Source organism: Sulfurimonas sp., from assembly GCF_029027405.1.
Taxonomy (GTDB): Bacteria; Campylobacterota; Campylobacteria; order Campylobacterales; family Sulfurimonadaceae; genus Sulfurimonas.
The window spans coordinates 414663-435020 of record NZ_CP093396.1 but is presented as its reverse complement, the minus strand read 5'-3'; the positions used below and the strand labels follow the sequence as shown (position 1 = coordinate 435020).

16 protein-coding genes and 5 tRNA genes are annotated in these 20358 nt (G+C 34.0%); 2 read left to right on the top strand and 19 right to left on the bottom strand.

Annotated elements, in window-relative coordinates; translation table 11 throughout:
- Positions 1 to 16: 16 nt before the first annotated feature.
- Positions 17 to 739 carry an arginyltransferase gene (locus tag MOV42_RS02255; protein ID WP_324172194.1) on the top strand — a complete coding sequence of 241 codons (723 nt, stop codon included), beginning with the start codon at positions 17 to 19 and terminating at the stop codon, positions 737 to 739.
- On the opposite strand, the gene MOV42_RS02250 is transcribed toward MOV42_RS02255, so the two are convergent.
- The 19 genes from MOV42_RS02250 to MOV42_RS02160 all read right to left on the bottom strand — a co-directional run bounded on the left by MOV42_RS02250 (position 721) and on the right by MOV42_RS02160 (position 19016).
- Positions 721 to 1386, bottom strand: coding sequence for a hypothetical protein (locus tag MOV42_RS02250; RefSeq protein ID WP_324172193.1), 666 nt, complete (start codon positions 1384 to 1386; stop codon positions 721 to 723). The two genes, MOV42_RS02255 and MOV42_RS02250, sit on opposite strands and share 19 nt — an antisense overlap.
- Positions 1387 to 1482: 96 nt before the next feature.
- Positions 1483 to 3573, bottom strand: coding sequence for an elongation factor G (gene fusA / locus MOV42_RS02245; RefSeq protein ID WP_324172192.1), 2091 nt, complete (start codon positions 3571 to 3573; stop codon positions 1483 to 1485).
- 127 nt (positions 3574 to 3700) lie between these two features.
- Entirely contained in the window at positions 3701 to 4168 is a 468-nt protein-coding gene (gene rpsG, locus MOV42_RS02240; RefSeq protein ID WP_324172191.1) for a 30S ribosomal protein S7, read from the bottom strand.
- An 80-nt stretch (positions 4169 to 4248) separates the two neighbouring features.
- The gene (gene rpsL, locus MOV42_RS02235; protein WP_324172190.1) at positions 4249 to 4623 is read right to left on the bottom strand and encodes a 30S ribosomal protein S12; all 375 of its coding nucleotides are present in this window, start codon (positions 4621 to 4623) and stop codon (positions 4249 to 4251) included.
- Positions 4624 to 4820: 197 nt separating this feature from the next.
- Positions 4821 to 9338 (bottom strand): DNA-directed RNA polymerase subunit beta', encoded by a 4518-nt coding sequence (rpoC, locus tag MOV42_RS02230; protein WP_324172189.1) that lies wholly within the window; start codon positions 9336 to 9338, stop codon positions 4821 to 4823.
- Positions 9331 to 13479 carry a DNA-directed RNA polymerase subunit beta gene (gene rpoB, locus MOV42_RS02225; protein WP_324172188.1) on the bottom strand — a complete coding sequence of 1383 codons (4149 nt, stop codon included), beginning with the start codon at positions 13477 to 13479 and terminating at the stop codon, positions 9331 to 9333. Before rpoB ends, rpoC begins: the two co-directional genes overlap by 8 nt.
- A gap of 226 nt (positions 13480 to 13705) precedes the next feature.
- The gene (gene rplL, locus MOV42_RS02220) at positions 13706 to 14074 is read right to left on the bottom strand and encodes a 50S ribosomal protein L7/L12 (RefSeq protein ID WP_324172187.1); all 369 of its coding nucleotides are present in this window, start codon (positions 14072 to 14074) and stop codon (positions 13706 to 13708) included.
- A 41-nt stretch (positions 14075 to 14115) separates the two neighbouring features.
- Positions 14116 to 14601, bottom strand: coding sequence for a 50S ribosomal protein L10 (gene rplJ, locus MOV42_RS02215; protein ID WP_324172186.1), 486 nt, complete (start codon positions 14599 to 14601; stop codon positions 14116 to 14118).
- A gap of 178 nt (positions 14602 to 14779) precedes the next feature.
- On the bottom strand, positions 14780 to 15472 hold the full coding sequence (gene rplA / locus MOV42_RS02210; RefSeq protein ID WP_324172185.1) for a 50S ribosomal protein L1: 693 nt from the start codon (positions 15470 to 15472) through the stop codon (positions 14780 to 14782).
- 82 nt (positions 15473 to 15554) lie between these two features.
- Complete coding sequence (gene rplK, locus MOV42_RS02205) at positions 15555 to 15980, bottom strand: 50S ribosomal protein L11 (RefSeq protein ID WP_324172184.1); 426 nt, start codon at positions 15978 to 15980, stop codon at positions 15555 to 15557.
- Positions 15981 to 16001: 21 nt separating this feature from the next.
- The gene (gene nusG, locus MOV42_RS02200; protein WP_324172183.1) at positions 16002 to 16529 is read right to left on the bottom strand and encodes a transcription termination/antitermination protein NusG; all 528 of its coding nucleotides are present in this window, start codon (positions 16527 to 16529) and stop codon (positions 16002 to 16004) included.
- 9 nt (positions 16530 to 16538) lie between these two features.
- Positions 16539 to 16718 carry a preprotein translocase subunit SecE gene (gene secE, locus MOV42_RS02195; RefSeq protein ID WP_324172182.1) on the bottom strand — a complete coding sequence of 60 codons (180 nt, stop codon included), beginning with the start codon at positions 16716 to 16718 and terminating at the stop codon, positions 16539 to 16541.
- Positions 16719 to 16782: 64 nt separating this feature from the next.
- Positions 16783 to 16858: transfer RNA gene (locus MOV42_RS02190), tRNA-Trp, on the bottom strand.
- Positions 16859 to 16894: 36 nt separating this feature from the next.
- Positions 16895 to 17047, bottom strand: a complete 153-nt coding sequence (gene rpmG, locus MOV42_RS02185) for a 50S ribosomal protein L33 (protein WP_324172181.1) — start codon at positions 17045 to 17047, stop codon at positions 16895 to 16897.
- 61 nt (positions 17048 to 17108) lie between these two features.
- Positions 17109 to 18308, bottom strand: a complete 1200-nt coding sequence (tuf, locus tag MOV42_RS02180) for an elongation factor Tu (protein WP_324172180.1) — start codon at positions 18306 to 18308, stop codon at positions 17109 to 17111.
- 178 nt (positions 18309 to 18486) lie between these two features.
- Positions 18487 to 18561 (bottom strand) — tRNA-Thr (locus MOV42_RS02175).
- A 158-nt stretch (positions 18562 to 18719) separates the two neighbouring features.
- Positions 18720 to 18795, bottom strand: a tRNA-Gly gene (locus MOV42_RS02170).
- 11 nt (positions 18796 to 18806) lie between these two features.
- A tRNA-Tyr gene (locus MOV42_RS02165) sits at positions 18807 to 18891 on the bottom strand.
- A 48-nt stretch (positions 18892 to 18939) separates the two neighbouring features.
- Positions 18940 to 19016, bottom strand: a tRNA-Thr gene (locus tag MOV42_RS02160).
- Positions 19017 to 19279: 263 nt separating this feature from the next.
- Between MOV42_RS02160 and MOV42_RS02155 the strand changes: the two genes are divergently transcribed.
- The gene (locus MOV42_RS02155) at positions 19280 to 20260 is read left to right on the top strand and encodes an IS5 family transposase (RefSeq protein ID WP_324172179.1); all 981 of its coding nucleotides are present in this window, start codon (positions 19280 to 19282) and stop codon (positions 20258 to 20260) included.
- Positions 20261 to 20358: the final 98 nt, after the last annotated feature.

Sequence of the window (20358 nt, the reverse complement as noted above, 5' to 3'; positions counted from 1 at the left end):
ATGTCAAAATCACACTATGAATCTACTTAAAGAATTTTTACTTAATGATAAATGCTCATATCTTAAAGATGCTAAGCAAACAATGCACTATAAAGTCATTGATGGATGTGATGAAATAGAATGTCAAGAGTTAATAGAACGAGGGTACAGAAGATTCGGTAAGATGTATTTTAGACCTATTTGTACCTCTTGTGATGAATGTAAAAGTATAAAAATAGATGTAAATAACTTTAAGTTTAGTAAATCTCATAGAAGAATTATAAAAAAAGCTTCTTTTATTAAAAGTTTTATACAAGCACCCACAATGACTCAAGCTCATTTAAGTCTTTTTGAAAAATATCATCTTCATATGAAAGAAAAAAAAGGCTGGGAATACACTAAAACAAATCCTCAGAACTATTATAGTTCCTTTGTTGATGGACATAATGGCTTTGGTTATGAAGTTTTATACTATGATGAAGATAAATTAATAGGTATAGATTTAATAGATATACTCCAAGATGGTATCTCTTCTATTTATTTTTATTATGATCCTGATTATATGAAGTATGGACTTGGTAAGTTGTCTCTTTTGCTTCAAATAAAATTTGCAATTGATTCGAAAAAAGATTGGATTTACTTAGGTTACTATGTTAAAGATTGCCCATCTCTAGCTTATAAATCAGATTACAAACCTTTTTTAACTCTTGATGGAAGACCAAATGATGATGAAAATTTTACTTATTTAGCTAATTCTTGAACCTGTTCTTTACGAATATCTTTTTTCTTTTGAATTAATTCTTCTTGTAGCTTTTTTTGAATTTCTTCTTGTTTTTCTTTATCTCTTAAGCGTATTCGTCTTATCTTTGCTTCTTGTATCTCTTTTTTTGTAAATATCATAGTTCTTGATTTAGCTTGTTGTTTTCTAAACTCTTCATCTTCATCTAAATATTTTTGTATAACTCCTGATGTATTTATATCATCACAATGTGCAAAATAATATTGCATAATTTTATCTTTATTTCTATCACTATCAAAAAGATCTGAGTTTATTATTTGAGAAAAAAGTTCACTATTCTCATCTTTTATAGATGCCTTGTAAGTTTTGAAAATATTTCTTTGAAAATAATCATTAGTTTTAGATAATGATCTAATTTTTTTAAGGTATTGTGTCTTACTTTTAGTTGTATCTCCAGCATCTATTGCAAAACCCATCTCTTTAGCATCTTGAACATCTAGAATATATTCGTCAATTTTATCTTCATATCTTAAATATTTTTTTATAGTTTTTAGCTTTTGTATTTTTAGGACATTGTCATAGATAACATTACCTAAAACGGAGTATATATTAGGATTTTGAGCAAATAAAAATGTTGTAAATAATAATAAAAATATAGATTTTTTCATAATTTTACCTAATAAATCATATTTAAAAGTATTAATATATCGACTCTTTAGCTCTTAAGTTTACTTAAGAGCTAAGAGAAAATTTAGTGCCAGATATTAACCATTTCTTTTTTTCTGAATTTCTTCAGATACATTACGAGGAACTTCTTCATAATGATCAAATTCCATTGAGTATGTAGCGCGTCCTTGAGTAGCGGAACGAAGATCAGTTGAATAACCAAACATTTCAGCAAGAGGAACAAATGCATCAATAATTTTGTTACCTGAACGGTCACCCATATTGTTAACTTGTCCGCGACGACGATTAAGGTCACCGATAACATCTCCCATATAATCTTCAGGAACTTCAACTTCAACTTTCATCATTGGCTCTAAAATAGATGGATTTGCTTTACGACAACCCTCTTTAAAGCCCATTGAAGCAGCAAGTTTAAATGCCATCTCATTTGAATCAACATCATGGTAAGAACCATCATAAAGAGTAATATCAATATCTTCCATTGGGTAACCTGCAAGAACACCAGTTTGCATAGTCTCTCTACAACCCTTCTCAACAGCAGGAATAAATTCTTTAGGAATTGATCCACCTTTAATATCATTATGGAAAACAAAACCACTATCAGCTTCACCTGGCTTAATTCTAAGATATACATGACCAAATTGACCACGACCACCTGATTGTTTAGCATATTTGTACTCTTGACTTACTTCATCTCTAATAGACTCACGGTAAGAAACTTGAGGAGCACCAACTTCTGCTTCAACAGAGAATTCTCTTCTCATTCTATCTACAAGAATTTCAAGGTGTAACTCACCCATTCCTGAAATAATAGTTTGACCAGTTTCATCATCAGTATGAACTCTAAAAGATGGATCTTCAGCAGCAAGTTTGCTCAAAGCAATACCCATTTTTTCTTGGTCGACTTTTGTTTTTGGCTCTACTGCAACAGAGATAACGGGATCTGGAAAATCCATACGCTCTAATACAACTTTATCTGAAGGATCACATAAAGTATCGCCAGTTGTGGTTGATTTAAGTCCAACAACAGCACCGATTTCACCAGCATAGATAGTTTTGATTTCTTCACGCTTGATAGCATGCATTTTCATGATACGACCAATACGCTCTTTTTTATCTTTTGTTGTATTGTGAACATAAGAACCTGAATTTAAAGCGCCACGATAAACACGGATAAAAGTAAGTTGACCAACAAATGGGTCTGTCATAATTTTAAATGCTAAAGCAGCAAATGCACCATCATCACTTGACTCTACATCTACTTCTACTTCTTCATCATCCATTAAAGTACCTTTAATAGCTTCTGATTCAATAGGAGATGGTAGATATGCTACAACACAATCAAGTAAAGTTTGAATACCTTTATTTTTAAATGCTGTACCACAAGTCATAGGAACGATAGCCATGCCAATAGTAGCTTGTTTGATTGCTTCAGCAATTTCTTCATTAGAAATATCTTCACCATCTAAAAACTTCTCAGCAAATTCTTCATTTCCATCAACTTCAGAGATAGACTCAAGCATTTTTTCTCTATACTCATCAGCTCTATCTTTTAAGTTAGCTGGGATTTCTTCTACATGGTAGTTAGAACCCATTTCAGCATCTTTATCCCAAACAATAGCTTTCATTTGAACTAAATCAACAACACCATCAAAATCAGCTTCAGCACCGATAGGAAGTTGAATAGGCACAGGATTACCTTTTAATCTTTCACGAATTTGAGTTTCAACTTCGTAAAAATCGGCACCAGTTCTATCCATTTTGTTAACAAAAACAATTGACGGAACTTTATAACGATTTCTCTGACGCCAAACTGTTTCTGATTGAGGTTGAACACCACCAACAGCGCAAAATACTGAAACAGCACCATCAAGTACACGCATAGAACGCTCAACTTCAATAGTAAAATCAACGTGGCCCGGAGTATCGATAATATTTATCTGTTTACCTTCCCACTCACAAGTAGTAGCCGCAGAAGTAATTGTAATACCTCTTTCTTGCTCTTGTTCCATCCAGTCCATAGTAGCAGCACCATCATGAACCTCACCGATTTTATGTTCAACACCAGTATAGAATAAAATTCTCTCTGTTGCTGTAGTTTTACCTGCATCAATATGTGCAGCAATACCAATATTTCTTACATCATTTAGTTTGTGACTTCTTGCCATGTTTTGTACCTTGTTAAATTAGTTGAGAGATAACCTCTTTTGTAAATAAAGAATTTTTACTTACAAAAGAGGTGTCAATATTATATTGTTAAGAGAATTTCTTCTCTTAACATATTTTAAAAGTTGCTTACCAGCGATAGTGAGCAAATGCTTTATTTGCTTCAGCCATTCTGTAAGTATCTTCTTTCTTCTTGAATGCATTACCTTTATCAGATGATGCATCCATTAATTCATTTGCTAATCTCTCAGCCATTGTTCTCTCATTTCTCTTACGAGATGAATCAATCAACCATCTGATTGATAGAGAAAGTTGACGAACTGGGCGTACTTCTACTGGAACTTGATAAGTAGCACCACCAACACGGCGACTTTTTACTTCTATAATTGGTTTAATATTCTCAATAGCATCGTTAAATGTATCTATACCAGTTTTTTCACCTCTAGAGCTAATGATATCCATTGCACTATAAATGATTTTTTCTGCTTTAGATTTCTTGCCATCTAACATAATCTTATTTATAAATTTCGTTAAAACTTTGCTTCCATAAACTGGGTCAGGCATAATTTCACGAACGGGAGCTTTTCTTCTTCTCATTTTGAGTTTCCTTATTCTTCAATTTTTTCAAATTTACTCAAAATTAATCACTTAAGATTAATCCTGTAGCTATTGAATGATTATTTTTTTGGCTTCTTTGTTCCATATTTAGAACGAGCAACCATACGGTTAGCGACACCAGCAGTATCTAATGCACCACGAACGATGTGATACTTAACACCAGGTAAATCTTTAATACGACCACCACGAACTAGAACGATTGAGTGTTCTTGAAGGTTATGACCCTCACCACCGATATATGAAATTACTTCAAAACCAGAAGTTAATCTAACTTTTGCAACTTTTCTTAAAGCCGAGTTAGGTTTTTTTGGTGTAGTTGTGTAAACACGAGTACAAACACCACGACGCTGTGGACACGATACAAGAGCTGGTGATTTTGATTTTTTAATCACGCGTTTACGCTCTTTACGAATCAATTGATTGATTGTAGGCATACAATTCCTTTTACTTAAATTTTCCAGTAGAATTTAACCATCTACTTTAAGAGGGTTATAAACGCGTAATAATACAAAAATTGTAATTAAAGTTAGCTTATTTTAAGTGTAGATTAATGTTTAATCTTTGTAGTGGGAAATTTATTGAAGTATTTGTTTCCAAGCAAAGCTTGGAAACTAGAAGATTTAATATTTTACTATTCTTCTTCGTTATGAAAAATAATCTCTTGATTTTTATATATACCAGTTCCAACAGGAATAGTACGACCAATAATGACATTTTCTTTTAGGTCATTCAAATCATCAACTTTCGCTGAAACTGCCGCTTCAGTAAGAACTTTAGTTGTATCTTGGAATGACGCTGCTGAAATAATCGAATCAGCTGCAACTGCTGCTCTTGTTATACCAACCAAGAAAGGCTCAGCAATCGCAGGACGACCACCAAGACGAATAATCTTATCATTTTCAGCTCTAAATTTAGCTTTAGAAATTAAATCACCTTGAATAAACTTAGTATCACCAGATTTTACAATTCTAATTTGTCTAAGCATCTGAGTAAAAATAACTTCAATATGTTTATCAGCGATATTTACACCTTGAGAACGGTATACTTGCTGAACTTCAGATACTAGGTAGTTATAGAGTGCCTTAACACCCATAATACGAAGAAGCTCATGAGAAGAGATGACACCTGTAGTTAAACGCTCTCCTGCGTGAACAAAGTCACCAACCGCAACAACTGCTTCATGAGATTTATCTACAAAATACTCTTTTACAATGCCATTATCAGATGCGATAACTATACGAACTTTACCACGAAGAAGCTTTCCGAAACTTACAGTTCCATCAATTTCTGATATCAATGCTGTTGCTTTTGGACGACGACCTTCAAAAAGTTCACTTACCCGTGGAAGACCACCAGTAATATCTGATGATTTTTGAAGTGCTTTTGGTGTTTTTGCTATTAGATCTGCAATTTTTACACTCTGACCATCTTCAACAAATAAAGATGATTTAGCTTCAATAGAGTATCTTAATAATTCTCCATCTTCTGTTGCTAAAACAATAGTAGGTTTATAGTCTGCTGATATATGATCATGAATCATTAAACGAGTTTTACCTGTTAGTTCATCTAACTGCTCAGTAGCAGTTGTTCCAATAATAATATCTTCATACTGAACTACACCATTTGCTTCAGATATAACTGGATTTGAGTATGGATCCCATTCTGCTATTACTGTTGATTCATCATTCTTTGGCTTTGCTATAAGCGTTGTCGCTTCAACAGAAGAGTCATCTTCAGCTACTATAACAGAACCACGAGCGATATAGTGTCTAATGGCTTCACGGTTATTTGAATCAACAACTGTTGCAAATAGACCTTTTTCTACTACTTCATATCCAGCTTTCATACCCTCAAATCTCTCTAAATAATCACCTTTAAGTAAGAAATATTTAACCACTCCCTCTTCTTTAGATAATATCTTTTGAGTAACAGGCGCTCCATCTTTAACTGAAATTTCTGATGCATAAGGAATACGAGAAGGTACATTCCAAGCATCTTTAATTGTTTCAACTATAGACTCTGCTTCTGTGATTTCTAAGCCATTTTCATAAGGAAAATAATATTTTCCCTCAACTTGACCAGCAACACCAGCTAACTCATTTGGTTTTGCTATTTCGTTTTTACGCAAGGAATAACGCACTGTATCATCTTTACCAACTACACTAATAATAACTTCATCATGAACAGTTTGAATTTCTATTTTACCAGCAAATGGAGCTTTTATTTTTGGTTCAACTAAAAGTACAGCAGCATTTCTTCTGTTTGCTACAATATTTTTACCTTCTTTAGAGATATATGTTTTAACATTATAATAACGAATAAAACCTTCTTTAGATGCTACAACTTGACGCTCTTGAGCAGTTGAAGATGCTGTTCCACCAACATGAAAAGTTCTAAGAGTCAGCTGAGTACCAGGCTCACCAATTGACTGCGCAGCAATAATTCCAACTGCTTCACCAGTACGAACAATATGCCCAGTTGCAAGGTTAACACCATAGCACAAAGCACAAATACCACCTTCACTTTTACAAGTTGTAGGAGTTCTAATGTGTGCTGTTTTAATTCCAGCTTCAGCTATAACCTTAGCATTTACTTCATCAAGAAGTTTTCCTTCAGCAAAAAGTATCTCATTTGAAATAGGGTCAATAACATTATCAGCTAAAACTCTACCATTAAGTCTGTCTTCTAAAGACTCAATCAGAGTATTTTGATCACTTATATCTGCTATCTCAATACCTTCATGGGTATGACAATCATGCTCAACTATCTTAACATTTTGTGCAACATCAACAAGTTTACGAGTTAAGTAACCAGCATTTGCTGTTTTAAGTGCTGTATCGGCAAGACCTTTTCTAGCACCGTGAGTTGAAATAAAGTACTCAATAATGTTAAGCCCTTCTTTAAAGTTAGAAATAATCGGAGTTTCAATAATTTCACCACTAGGCTTAGCCATAAGACCACGCATACCAGCAAGCTGACGAATCTGTGCAGCAGAACCACGAGCACCAGAATCAGCCATCATATGAATAGAGTTAAAACCGTCTTTATCGTTTTGAACAAGCTCCATCATCTGAGATGCAAGAGTATTATTTGTATCTGTCCAAACATCAATGATTTTATTATATCTTTCTTGTTCAGTTAAAAGACCGGCTTCAAATTGTTTTTGAATCTCTGCAACTCTATTTTTACTCTCAATAATTTTTTCTTCTTTAGTATCTGGAATTCTAATATCATCAATAGAAATAGAGACACCCGCTTCAGTTGCATGTTTAAAACCTAAGTCTTTTAACTTGTCTAAAAAGCCAGAAGTTATACCTATTCCACCATGTTTCTGAACATAATCAACAACTTCATTTATATATTTTTTCTTCATAACTCTATTCCAAAGTTCAATAGGAACAAAATCTGGAATAACTGCTTTTAATAACATTCGTCCAACAGTAGTGTGAATTATTCTACCATCAATTCTAGTTCTTACTTTTGCGTGAAGGTCAAGTGCATCATGCTCAAGAGCAATTCTAATTTCATCTACATTAGCGAAAAGCTTATTTGAACCTTTTACTCCATTTTTCTCTAAAGAAATATAGTAAATTCCAAGAACCATATCTTGTGAAGGCGTCGCAATAGCTTTACCAGATGCAGGAAGCATAATATTCATAGATGCTAGCATAAGTACTTTACATTCAGCAATAGCGGCAGAACTTAAAGGAATATGTACAGCCATTTGATCCCCATCAAAATCGGCATTAAATGCAGCACAAACTAAAGGATGAAGCTGAATAGCTTTACCATCAATAAGTTTTGGATGAAATGCTTGAATAGAAAGTTTATGAAGTGTTGGTGCACGGTTAAGCATTATAGGATAACCATCAACTATCTCAGCTAAACATTCCCATACTTCATTTGTTTTAGCATCTATCATTTTTTTAGCAGCTTTAACAGTTGTAGCATAACCTTTATCTTCAAGTTTAGCAATTAAGTGTGGCTTAAATAGCTCAAGAGCCATTTTCTTAGGTAATCCACACTCATCCATTGCCAAAGATGGTCCAACAACAATTACAGAACGCCCTGAAAAGTCAACACGCTTACCAAGTAAGTTTTGACGGAAACGCCCTTGCTTACCTTTAATGATTTCAGATAATGATTTAAGCGGTCTTTTGTTAGCACCTTTTACTGCATTAGCACGACGACCATTATCAAATAGTGCATCTACTGATTCTTGTAGCATACGCTTTTCATTACGAACAATAATCTCAGGAGCTTCTAGTTCAACTAAACGCTTAAGTCTTTGATTTCTATTAATAACTCTTCTATATAAATCATTTACATCAGAAACAGCAAACTTACCGCCATCAAGAGAAACAAGTGGTCTTAAATCTGGTGGAAGAACAGGTAAAACTGTTAGCATCATCCATGCAGGGTTATTTCCACTATTTAAAAATGACTCAATAACTTTTAATCTTTTTGCAATAGTTTTTCTTTTTGCTTCAGATTTTGTAAGTTCTATGTCTTCTTTGAGAGCCGTAAACAAGTCAACTAAATCAATAGAATCAAGTAAATCACGAATCACTTCACCACCCATACGAGCTTTAAAGCCTAATTCACCAAATCTTTGAATAAGTGTACGATACTGTTCCTCATTTAAAACATCATATTGTAATACTGGCGTTTTTGATTCAGCATCATAATATGCTTCTCCACCACTTTCAACAATATATGCTTCATAATAAAGTACGCGTTCTAAATCTTTCATTTTGATACCAAGTAAAGTACCAATTCTAGATGGTAATGAACTAACATACCAGATATGTGCAACAGGAGTTACAAGTTCGATGTGACCCATACGAGTACGACGAACTTTAGTAGATGTTACTTCAACACCACATTTTTCACAAACTACACCTTTATAACGCATCTTTTTATATTTTCCACAAAGACACTCATAATCTCTTACAGGTCCAAAAATCTTCGCACAAAACAAACCATCACGCTCTGGTTTAAGAGTACGATAGTTAATAGTTTCAGGTTTTTTTACTTCTCCATGACTCCAAGACATCACTTTTTGAGGAGAAGCTAAACGAAATTGTAACTTCTTAATATCTTTTGGTCGATTGTCTTCTGTTACTGCAATAGGTACTAATTTACTCATCGTCTTCCACCTCGTCAAAAATCTCTACATCAAGTGCTAATGCTTGAAGCTCTTTGGTTAATACAAATAGTGTTTCAGGGATACCAGAAGGTGGTATTAACTCACCTTTTGTAATTGCTTTATAAGCTCGAACACGACCATCAACATCATCTGATTTAATTGTCAGCATCTCTTTAAGAACTGCAGATGCTCCATAAGCTTCAAGAGCCCATACTTCCATTTCTCCAAATCTTTGTCCACCAAAAAGTGCTTTACCGCCAACAGGTTGTTGAGTTACTAAAGAGTATGGTCCAGTTGAACGAGCATGAATCTTTTCATCAACCAAGTGATGAAGTTTCAAAATGTACATGTAACCTACATTTACTCTCTCTTTAATTTTTTCTCCAGTTAAACCATTATAAAGTACGGTTTTACCATCCGTATCCATTTTAGCTAACTCAAATAACTTATCAAATTCTGCTTGATTTACACCCTCAAAAATAGGTGTAGCAAATCTAACACCACCATTAGCCCAATCTCTAGCATATTTTAAGAACTTTTCGTCACTCATTTCACCTATTACTTGTACTGCATTCATCATTCCTGCAACATCAGCAATAGATATCATTTTTGAGCGAAGATTATCAATAAAATCTTTTTGTTTAGTTTCAAATTGTTCTAGGATTTGATTGCCAAGTTCACGACCTGCCATACCTAGATGCATCTCTAAAATCTGTCCAATATTCATACGAGATGGAACCCCCAGAGGATTTAAACAAACATCAACACTTCTTCCATCTTCCATATAAGGCATATCAACCTCAGGAACAATTATAGAAACAATACCTTTATTTCCATGTCGCCCTGCCATTTTATCACCAACTTTTAGTTGACGCTTAGTAGCAATATAAACTTTTACATACTTAACAACACCATTAGCTAAGATATCATCTTTTTCTAAAATAGTCAGTTTTTCTTCATGCTCATCTCTAAAAAGTCTTTTTTCTTTTTGAAAATAGTTTTTAGTTTTATTATATTCATCTTGAATATCATCAGAAAAAGATTTAACAATAGCATTCATTGCAAAACGATTTACTTCAACTAAGTCATCTGCATTGATCGTATCTCCAGCTTTATATTCTGTTTGAGCAATCTTAATATCTGATATTAATGCTTCTTTTGTTAAAAGCTTTGCTACACGAAGCATCTCTTCTTTATCTATCATAAGAAGACGATCATAATGCTCACGCTCTAAATAATCTCTTTCTTCTTTTTCTAGCTCAAGCGCTCTCGCATCTTTGTCATAACCTTTTTTAGTAAAGATTTTAACATCAACAATTATACCTTCCATTGATGGAGGACAATAAAGAGATTTATTTATAACATGTCCAGCTTTCTCTCCAAATATCGCACGAAGCAATCGTTCTTCTGGAGTTGGTTTAACTTCACCTTTTGGAGAAACTTTACCAACTAAAATCATACCGCCGCTTACTTTAGTACCTATTTTTACAATTCCAGACTCATCTAAATGAACTAACTCATCATCTCTAACATTTGGGATATCACGAGTAATCTCTTCAACACCATGTTTAAGCTCTCTTGCTTCAAGCTCTTTTTCATAGATATGGACAGAAGTAAATGCATCTTTACGGATTAACCTTTCTGAGATTACAATAGCATCCTCAAAGTTATAACCATTCCAAGGCATAAAAGCAACCATTGCGTTAACACCGAGTGCTAACTCGCCTTGATCCATATTTGGTCCATCGGCAATCACCTGAGCTTTTGCAATTTTTTGACCAACACTTACTATTGGTTTTTGAGAAAAAGATGTATTTTGATTTGTACGAAGATTTTTTGTTAAAGGATAGTAATCTATATAAATCTCACCATTTTCCTCACCCATTACATAAATATGTCTTCCATCTACTTTTTCAACAACACCAGCTCTTTTAGCTTTTACACATTCCCAAGCATCTCGTGCTACAAGTTTTTCAACACCTGTACCAACCATCGGTGAAAATGGTCTCAAAAGTGGTACTGCTTGACGCTGCATGTTTGATCCCATTAGCGCACGATTGGCATCATCATGCTCTAAAAATGGAATAAGTGAAGCTGCTACACCTACAACCATATGAGAAGAAAGGTCTGCAAATTCACACTCTGATGATGGACGATTTATAATTTCTCCATCTTGTCTAACTGTAACTGTATTACTAATGAATTGACCATCTTTATCCAGCTTATTTGAAGCAGCAGCAATTTTTACGCCCTCCTCCTGAGTTGCTGTAAGATAAATTATTTCATCAGTAATTTTCCCATCTTTCATAACTTTATAAGGAGCTTCAATAAAACCATGTGCATTTACTTTTGCATAAGTAGCAAGTGTATTAATAAGACCTATGTTTTGACCCTCTGGAGTTTCAACTGGACAAATTCTTCCATAGTGAGTTGGATGAACATCACGCACTTCAAACCCAGCTCTCTCTTTAACAAGTCCACCTTCACCAAGTGCACTAAGACGACGCTTGTGAGTAACTTCAGACAATGGGTTTGTTTGATCCATAAATTGAGAAAGTTGTCCACCTGAAAAAAATTCCATAATTGTTGAAGTAATCATTTTTGAGTTTATCAAGTCATGAGGCATTAACTCACTCATAACTCCACTCATCGTAGATAATTTATCACGAATTGCTTTTTGCATTTTAATAAGTCCATTATGTAACTCATTACCTAAAAGCTCACCAATTGATCTAATACGACGATTACCAAGATGGTCTCTATCATCAATATGACCTCGGCCGTTTTTAACTTTAATAACATATTTAACAGAGTTAATTACATCTTCGTGAGTTAAAACAGTCACATATTCAGGAATATTTAGTCCTAGTTTATGGTTCATTTTCATACGACCAACTTTAGTTAAGTCATATCTTTCTGGATCAAAGAAAAGTTGATTTACAAATATTTTAGCTGCTTCTTTTGTTACTGGCTCACCTGGGCGCATAACTTTATAGATACGAATTGCTGCTAAATCATTTTCATCTTCAATCTCTTCAGTTTGTTTAAGTAACTTTAGAGAATCAGCATCTGCATTAAAAGCATTAATTATAGAACTGTCTACTCCATTTGCAATATCGTTAGCAATTTTAAATTCACTTATACCAATTTCTGCCATTTTTTTAAGCTTAGTCTCATCGATATTAGTCATAGTATCAAAAAGAATTTCACCAGTTTCAGGGTCAATAATTGGTTCAGCTAAATATCTTTCTATTAAAATTTCTAATGGATATTCTACTGATTTTAATCCATCATCAATAAACTTCTGTGATTTTTTTACAGAAAGTCTTTTTCCTGCTTGAATAAGAATATTTCCATCTGTATCAACTAAATCAAAAATTAATCTTGAAGAAAAATCATTTGGATTAAAATCCATTAAAAACTTATTATCTTGAATATTAATAGTTTGAATTGGATAAAATAATTTTAATATATCTTGTTTAGAATAACCCAAAGCACGAAACATAATTGTAATAGGTACTTTACGGCGCTTATTAATTCTCATATATAAAATATCTTTTGGATCATACTCAAAGTACAACCAAGAACCACGATCTGGAATAATTTGACCAGTATATATAAGCTTATTACCAGCTGTTGTTGATTGTTCTTCTTTAAAAATAACACCAGGAGAACGATGAAGTTGATTTACAACTACACGCTCAACACCATTAATAATAAATGATGTTCTATCCGTCATAAGTGGAATGTCACGAACAAATATACTTTGTTCTTTGATATCTTTCACACCAAGTTTTTCTTTAGTATTTTCATCTCTGTCCCATAATACAAGACGAGTTTTCATTCTTAAACTGACAGCATAAGTAAGTCCGCGTTCCATACATTCTCTAACTGTGTATTTTTGATTTGCTATTTCACTTCCAAGATATTCAACAGTAAGTCTGTTTTGCGTATCATGAATAGGAAAAACTGATTGAAATACAGTCTCAATTCCACTCTCTGTTCTATCTTTTGCATCTAGCATTAAAAAATTATCATATGAACTTTGTTGAAGTTGTAGTAAGTTTGGTACTTCTATCTGTTGAGGAGTTTTAGAGAAGTCTACACGAAGACGATTTCCGGAGTATAAAGTGTTTAACATTAGGCTACCTCGAGTTGTTAATTAACTTAATCATTTTGACTAAGAGGGGTATCTATCTAAGCGTCCTTAGAATAAATTTAGTTACAGTGCTTATAAACGACATAAGGGCACTTTTACAAAAGGATAAAAATCCCATTGTAAAAGCGCCCAATTTTAAAAGGAGCGAAGCTCCTAATTAAATAGATAGCACAGGAATAAATTCCTGCGTACCCCTAAAAGGGGCAATCTACTTAACTTCTACTGTTGCACCAGCTGCTTCTAAGGCAGCTTTTGCTTCTTCAGAAGCAGCTTTATCTACACCTTCTTTAATTGTAGATGGTAAACCTTCACAAGCTTCTTTTGCTTCTTTAAGCCCTAAACCAGTTAAAGCACGAACAGCTTTAATAACGCCAATTTTTTTAGCACCAACATCAGTTAATACTACATCAAATTCAGTTTTTTCAGCAGCAGTTTCACCAGCAGCAGCTCCACCAGCTACAGCAACAGGTTGTGCAGATACACCAAATTTTTCTTCAAATTCTTTTACAAGCTCAGAAAGCTCTAGTACAGATAGTCCAGAAATAAATTCTAATACGTCTTCTTTAGTTACAGCCATGTGTAATTCCTTAATTTTATTTTATTAATATTGTTAACTGCTTACGCAGCTTCTTCTTCTTTTTTCTCTTTAAGAGCATTTAGTCCGATAGTAAAGTTTGCAACAGGTGCCATCCAAGTAGCAGCAAGCATACCAAGTAACTCATCGCGTCCTGGAAGTTTAGCAAATGCTTCAACTTTAGCAACATCAGCAACTTCACGATCAACATAAGCAGACTTAATCACAAATTTTTCATTATCTTTAGCAAATTCAGAAACTACCTTAGAAGTAGCAACAGAATCTTCGCCCCAAACAAGAATATTTGTATCTTGTAATTCAACTCCTGATAAGTCCGCATTTTTAAGTGCAATTGTTGCTAATGTATTTTTAACAACTTGAACTTTTGCTTCTTTTTCACGAGCGATTTTTCTTAAACCTTCAAGTTCTCCAACACTCAAACCTTTGTAATCACAAAAGATTACAGATTGAGCAGTTTTGAATTCATTTGAAAGAACTTCAATAATTTCAGCTTTTTTTGTTTTTGTCATAGAATTTCTCCTTCCCAGACAACACTTCAAACAGGAAAATTAAGCCTTTTAGCTCCCGTTATCTTTAGTCCATAAAATGCAGTTACCAAAGTAGTAACTTTGTAATTTCTTATTAAATAAAAAATTACAAAACCACTCAATACGGATAACACAGGTAAAACCTGCGTACCCATAAAAATTACTTAATATCTGCTAATTCATTAAGATCAAGTTTTACAGCTGGACTCATAGTTAAACTTATAGCAGCATTTTTAATATAACGACCTTTTGCAGAAGCCGGTTTTTGTTTATTTATTGCAGAAAGAAAAGAAGTTAAGTTTTCTTCAATTTTTGTTGCGTCAAAACTTACTTTTCCTATACCTGCATGAATATTACCTTTCTTATCAACTCTAAAGTTAACCTGTCCACCCTTAACATTTTTAACAGCAGTAGCAACATCTGGAGTAACAGTACCAGTTTTAGGGTTAGGCATTAAACCTTTTGGTCCTAGGATACGACCGATTTGTCCAACAAGTCCCATACAATCAGGTGCAGCAACAACAACATCAAAGTTAAATATTCCTGCTTTAATATCAGCTACTAAATCATCAGTACCAACTATATCAGCACCAGCCGCTTTAGCTTCATCAGCTTTTACACCTTTTGCAAAAACTGCAACACGAACAGTTTTACCAGTTCCATGAGGTAGTACTAAAGCACCACGAACCATTTGGTCAGCATGACGAGGGTCAACATTTAAGTTCATTGCTATTTCAACAGTTTCATCAAACTTTGCACTTTTCAAACCACTAAGAGTTATAGATGCTTCTTTAACACCATATGCTTTTGTATTATCAAATTTTTCTAATAATTGTTTATATCTTTTACTCATTTTCAAATTCTCCTATGAAATTCTTCCACAAAATTTTAAATCATTGTGGTTATGATTAACAGTGTTGCAAATGCCACATCTATTATTCTACTATTTCTACACCCATTGATCTTGCAGTACCTGAAATAGTATTTGCTGCCATTTCTAAGTCATCTGTATTTAAATCAACAATTTTTCTTTCAACAACTTCCATTAACTGAGCACGAGTTAATTTACCAACTTTATTTTTAAGAGGATTGTCTGTACCTTTCTTAAGATTTGCTGCTTTCATTATTAATGCTGCTGCTGTTGGTTGCTTAGTGATAAATGTAAAACTTCTATCAGAATATACTGTAATTACAGTAGGAACCTTAAAGCCCATTAAATCTTTTGTTTTTTCATTAAATGCTTTAGTAAATTCCATGATGTTAACACCACGCTGACCTAATGCTGGTCCAACTGGTGGAGCTGGGTTTGCTTTTCCAGCATCAATTTGTAGGTTAATATAACCTGTTATTTTTTTTGCCATTTTTATTTTCCTTGTTTAAGATTAAATTATTTTTTCAACTTGAGTGTAAGAGATATCTACCGGTGTAGCTCTTCCAAAAATTGAAACATTTAGTTTTAAAGTTCCATGTTCTAAATCATACTCATCCACTGTTGCTGTAAAATTTGCAAAAGGACCTTCAATAATACGAACAGTTTCTCCATTATCAAAAAATACTTTTGGTTTTGGAGCTGCACGGTTATTTACACGATCTAAAATCACATTAATATCATGCTCGCTTAAAGGCGTTGGTATATTTGCTTCACCAATAAATCCAGAAACTTTTGGTAAGGATTGAATTAAATGTTGAACTTCTGTATTTAAGTCGATATTTGCAAAAACATATCCAGAATATAAAGAGCGTTCTGTAATCTTTTTTTTACCATCTTTTATTTCAATAACATCTTCAGTAGGAACAATAACATCTGCGATGAAATCTTGAAGTCCCATTTCTTCTATCATATTAATAATTGAATCTCTTACTTGACGGTCATTTCCATAAGTTTGAATCGAATACCATTGATGTGCCATACTTACTCCTTAACCTAAAATTGCCGACATTACTGAAGACATTAACAAGTCAACTAAAGCTAAAAAAGAAGCTATAACAGTAACTACAATTAAAACAGAAATATAAGCTTGTTTAACCTGACCTTTTGTAGGAAAAATTACCTTAGCTAATTCTGATTTTGCGTTTCTAATATGTAAACCTAAATTCATAAATATTCCTATAAAGTGCATTAATTATGAATAAAGCTGAAAGGCTTCATTGATAATTAATGTATGGCAGGCACAGGGGGACTCGAACCCGCAACACCCGGATTTGGAATCCGGTGCTCTACCATTGGAGCTATGCGCCTAAAGTGAAACCTACTTGCAGTAAGTTTCGGACTTTGTTACAGTTTCATCTCTTTGTGAACAGTATGTTCACGACAAAATTTACAATATTTTTTTACTGAGAATTTTTCAGTATGTACTCTTTTATTTTTAGTTGTGTGGTAGTTTCTTCTAGTACATTTCTCACAACCTAAGTGAATTGCTTCTCTCATTTTATTTTACCTTTAAATTCCAAAATGGGCTTCACCCATTTTGGTTATAGTATAGATGTTATTATTTTATAATCTCTGCAACAACACCGGCACCAACTGTTCTGCCACCTTCACGGATAGCGAACTTAGTACCTTGTTCCATTGCAATTGGATGAATAAGTTCAGCAGTAATGCTAACATTATCACCTGGCATAACCATTTCTGTGCCTTCTGGTAAAGTGATTGCACCTGTAACATCAGTTGTACGAACATAGAACTGAGGACGGTAACCGTTAAAAAATGGAGTATGTCTTCCACCTTCATCTTTACTTAATACATAAATTTCAGCAGTGAATGTAGTGTGAGGAGTAATTGTACCTGGCTTACAAAGTACTTGACCACGCTCAACATCGTCTTTACCTATACCACGGACTAGAACACCGCAGTTATCTCCTGCAACACCCTCATCCATTTCTTTACGGAACATTTCAATACCAGTAACAGTAGTTTTTTGAGTATCTCTGATACCTACGATTTCTATTTCCTCACCGATTTTAACAGTACCACGCTCGATACGCCCAGTAACAACTGTACCACGACCAGAAATTGAAAAAACATCTTCAACAGGCATTAAGAAATCTTTGTCAGTTTCACGAACTGGCTCAGGAATATACTCGTCAACTTGTTTCATTAGTTCTTGAATTTTCGCTGACCACTCACCAAGAGTACCAGTTTTAGCTTCTTCAAGAGCCATAGTTGCAGAACCAGCTACGATTGGAGTATCATCACCTGGGAATTCATACATATCAAGAAGTTCACGAATTTCCATTTCAACTAATTCCATTAGTTCTTCATCGTCAACCATATCTTCTTTGTTCATAAAAACAACAATATATGGAACACCAACTTGTTTAGAAAGAAGGATATGCTCACGAGTTTGTGGCATAGGACCATCAGCTGCAGAAACAACTAGAATAGCACCATCCATTTGAGCAGCACCTGTAATCATATTCTTAACATAATCCGCGTGACCTGGACAGTCAACATGCGCATAGTGACGCTTATCAGTTTCGTACTCAACATGTGAAGTAGCGATTGTGATACCGCGTTCTCTTTCTTCTGGAGCATTATCGATTTGATCATAGTCCATAAGTTCTGCACCATTTGTTACTGCTAATACTGCAGTAATTGCTGCTGTCAATGTTGTTTTACCATGATCAACGTGACCAATAGTACCAATGTTTACATGCGGTTTATTACGCTCAAACTTTTCTTTTGCCATAGTGTCCTCCGACTTTAATTGTGAATTGAAACGGGATTGTACCCAAAAATCATTCAATTATTGCTTAACTTTCCTAAAGTATTCTCAAAAAGTTTACTTTTTGTAGCTTTAGGGGGTTGTAGGAACTAAAGTCCATACTAATAAAATGGGCTGTTGCTCATTTTATTATCTACAACAATGGTGCTGACGGTGGGATTTGAACCCACGGCCTCTTACTTACCAAGCAAGTGCTCTACCCCTGAGCCACGACAGCTCTTGTGCGCAATACTAAGCAATAATTGCATAATTTTTATTTCAATACTAGTTTTTTTATGATTAGTTTTAAAGCTATACAGATATCTATATGATACGCTATATATGAAGTTAATTCGTTGAAATTGTACTTCAGCTTCCAGAAGATAATTGGTTCAATGGAGCGGGAGACGAGATTCGAACTCGCGACAGCCTGCTTGGAAGGCAGGAACTCTAGCCACTGAGTTACTCCCGCAGCTTCATTGATGGTGGTGAGAAGAGGAGTCGAACCTCTGAACCCATAGGGAGCAGATTTACAGTCTGCCGTCGTTGGCCACTTGACTATCTCACCATTTGTAATTATATCTGGTCTAACACTGTTTCTAATATTCTATTTCAATGGTGCTGACACGAGGATTTGAACCCCGGGCCTGTTGATTACAAATCAACTGCTCTAGCCAACTGAGCTATGTCAGCATCGAAATTGAGTCAGAATTATAGTGCAAAAGATTTTCAATGTCAAGAGATATTTACTAAAATTTTATAAAATCCTCATCTTTTAAAATAATAGGGGTCCATTTACCACAATATCCTTGAATTTCTTTGATAATTTTACCTGTTGTATCATTTAAATTGATACAATAGAACCCTCTGAACAATCAAGCAATTTAACTTAACCTCCCTCAAACCAATAATTAGCTAAAATAAATATACTAAGAAGCCAAGTTTGAGGGATAAATATGCAACTAAGTTTTTTTGACCATGCTATGAAATATAAGGGTGGTAAGAAGAGTATGAAGTTTTTAAATGAGATGAAAGAGATTATTCCATTTGAAGCAATTGAGAAAATACTTATAGAGAAGAATGTATATAAACCTAACAAAGGTAAGACAGGAAGACCATCTATTCCATCAAAGATATTAGTAGGCTCACTTTTTTTACAAAACTGGTATGGATTGTCAGACCCAATGACCGAAGAGCTTATACATGACCGTATAAGCTTCAGAAAGTTTCTTGATATTAAAGATGAAGACACTATTCCAGATGAGACAACTATTTGTAAATTTAGAAACAAGCTTATAAAAGAAGAGCTGCTAGGTTCAATATTTGAAGAAGTAAAAAAGATGATGGAATCTAAAAGACTTATACTCAATGAGGGAACTCTTATAGACGCTACTCTCATCCACTCAAGCGAACCAAAGAGAAAAAAAGATGACAAGGGCAAAGTCATTTCAAATAAAGCCCATGATTCTGATGCAACCTATACTTCAAAAAGAGGTCGTAAACATCATGGATTAAAGATGCATATAGCAACTGATACAAACGGTATCATCAAAAAAGTAATAGCTACAACTGCATCAACTCATGATAGTACTCAATTCGATGAACTTACTCAAGATGAAGATAAAGCTATCTTTGCAGATAGCGGCTATATGCAAAAGGCAAGAAAAGTGGCACTAAGAGCAAAAGGTATTTTTGCTGGTATAGTTGAAAGACGAGTAAGAGGTCAATCGAAACTAAGACCTAAACAATCAAGAAATAATACAAGATTCTCAAAGATAAGATGTCTCGTGGAATTACCATTCGCATTTATAAAACAACATATGAACTTCAGAAAAACCAGATATCGGGGAATAGATAAAAATCAACAACACTTTTTTATGTTGGCTGCTTGTTATAATCTGAGACGGACACCTGCACTGGTAAGGGCTAGGAACTGATACAAAAGGAACAAAATAAGGTTCTAACATGCTAATAAATAGTAGAAATATAGAAAAACAAGACAGAAACTCACTTCAAAATTGAAAGAGAATTTTTA

Excerpts from the sequence above, each read along its gene's own strand:
- rpsG (WP_324172191.1), bottom strand. The coding sequence starts at position 4,168 with ATGAGAAGAAGAAAAGCTCCCGTTCGTGAAATTATGCCTGACCCAGTT.
- rpmG (WP_324172181.1), bottom strand. The coding sequence starts at position 17,047 with ATGAGAGAAGCAATTCACTTAGGTTGTGAGAAATGTACTAGAAGAAAC.
- nusG (WP_324172183.1), bottom strand. The coding sequence starts at position 16,529 with ATGGCACATCAATGGTATTCGATTCAAACTTATGGAAATGACCGTCAA.
- rpoC (WP_324172189.1), bottom strand. The coding sequence starts at position 9,338 with ATGAGTAAATTAGTACCTATTGCAGTAACAGAAGACAATCGACCAAAA.
- MOV42_RS02255 (WP_324172194.1), top strand. The coding sequence starts at position 17 with ATGAATCTACTTAAAGAATTTTTACTTAATGATAAATGCTCATATCTT.
- rpoB (WP_324172188.1), bottom strand. The coding sequence starts at position 13,479 with ATGTTAAACACTTTATACTCCGGAAATCGTCTTCGTGTAGACTTCTCT.
- secE (WP_324172182.1), bottom strand. The coding sequence starts at position 16,718 with ATGAATTTAGGTTTACATATTAGAAACGCAAAATCAGAATTAGCTAAG.
- rplK (WP_324172184.1), bottom strand. The coding sequence starts at position 15,980 with ATGGCAAAAAAAATAACAGGTTATATTAACCTACAAATTGATGCTGGA.
- rplJ (WP_324172186.1), bottom strand. The coding sequence starts at position 14,601 with ATGACAAAAACAAAAAAAGCTGAAATTATTGAAGTTCTTTCAAATGAA.
- rplA (WP_324172185.1), bottom strand. The coding sequence starts at position 15,472 with ATGAGTAAAAGATATAAACAATTATTAGAAAAATTTGATAATACAAAA.
- rpsL (WP_324172190.1), bottom strand. The coding sequence starts at position 4,623 with ATGCCTACAATCAATCAATTGATTCGTAAAGAGCGTAAACGCGTGATT.
- MOV42_RS02250 (WP_324172193.1), bottom strand. The coding sequence starts at position 1,386 with ATGAAAAAATCTATATTTTTATTATTATTTACAACATTTTTATTTGCT.
- rplL (WP_324172187.1), bottom strand. The coding sequence starts at position 14,074 with ATGGCTGTAACTAAAGAAGACGTATTAGAATTTATTTCTGGACTATCT.
- fusA (WP_324172192.1), bottom strand. The coding sequence starts at position 3,573 with ATGGCAAGAAGTCACAAACTAAATGATGTAAGAAATATTGGTATTGCT.
- tuf (WP_324172180.1), bottom strand. The coding sequence starts at position 18,308 with ATGGCAAAAGAAAAGTTTGAGCGTAATAAACCGCATGTAAACATTGGT.
- MOV42_RS02155 (WP_324172179.1), top strand. The coding sequence starts at position 19,280 with ATGCAACTAAGTTTTTTTGACCATGCTATGAAATATAAGGGTGGTAAG.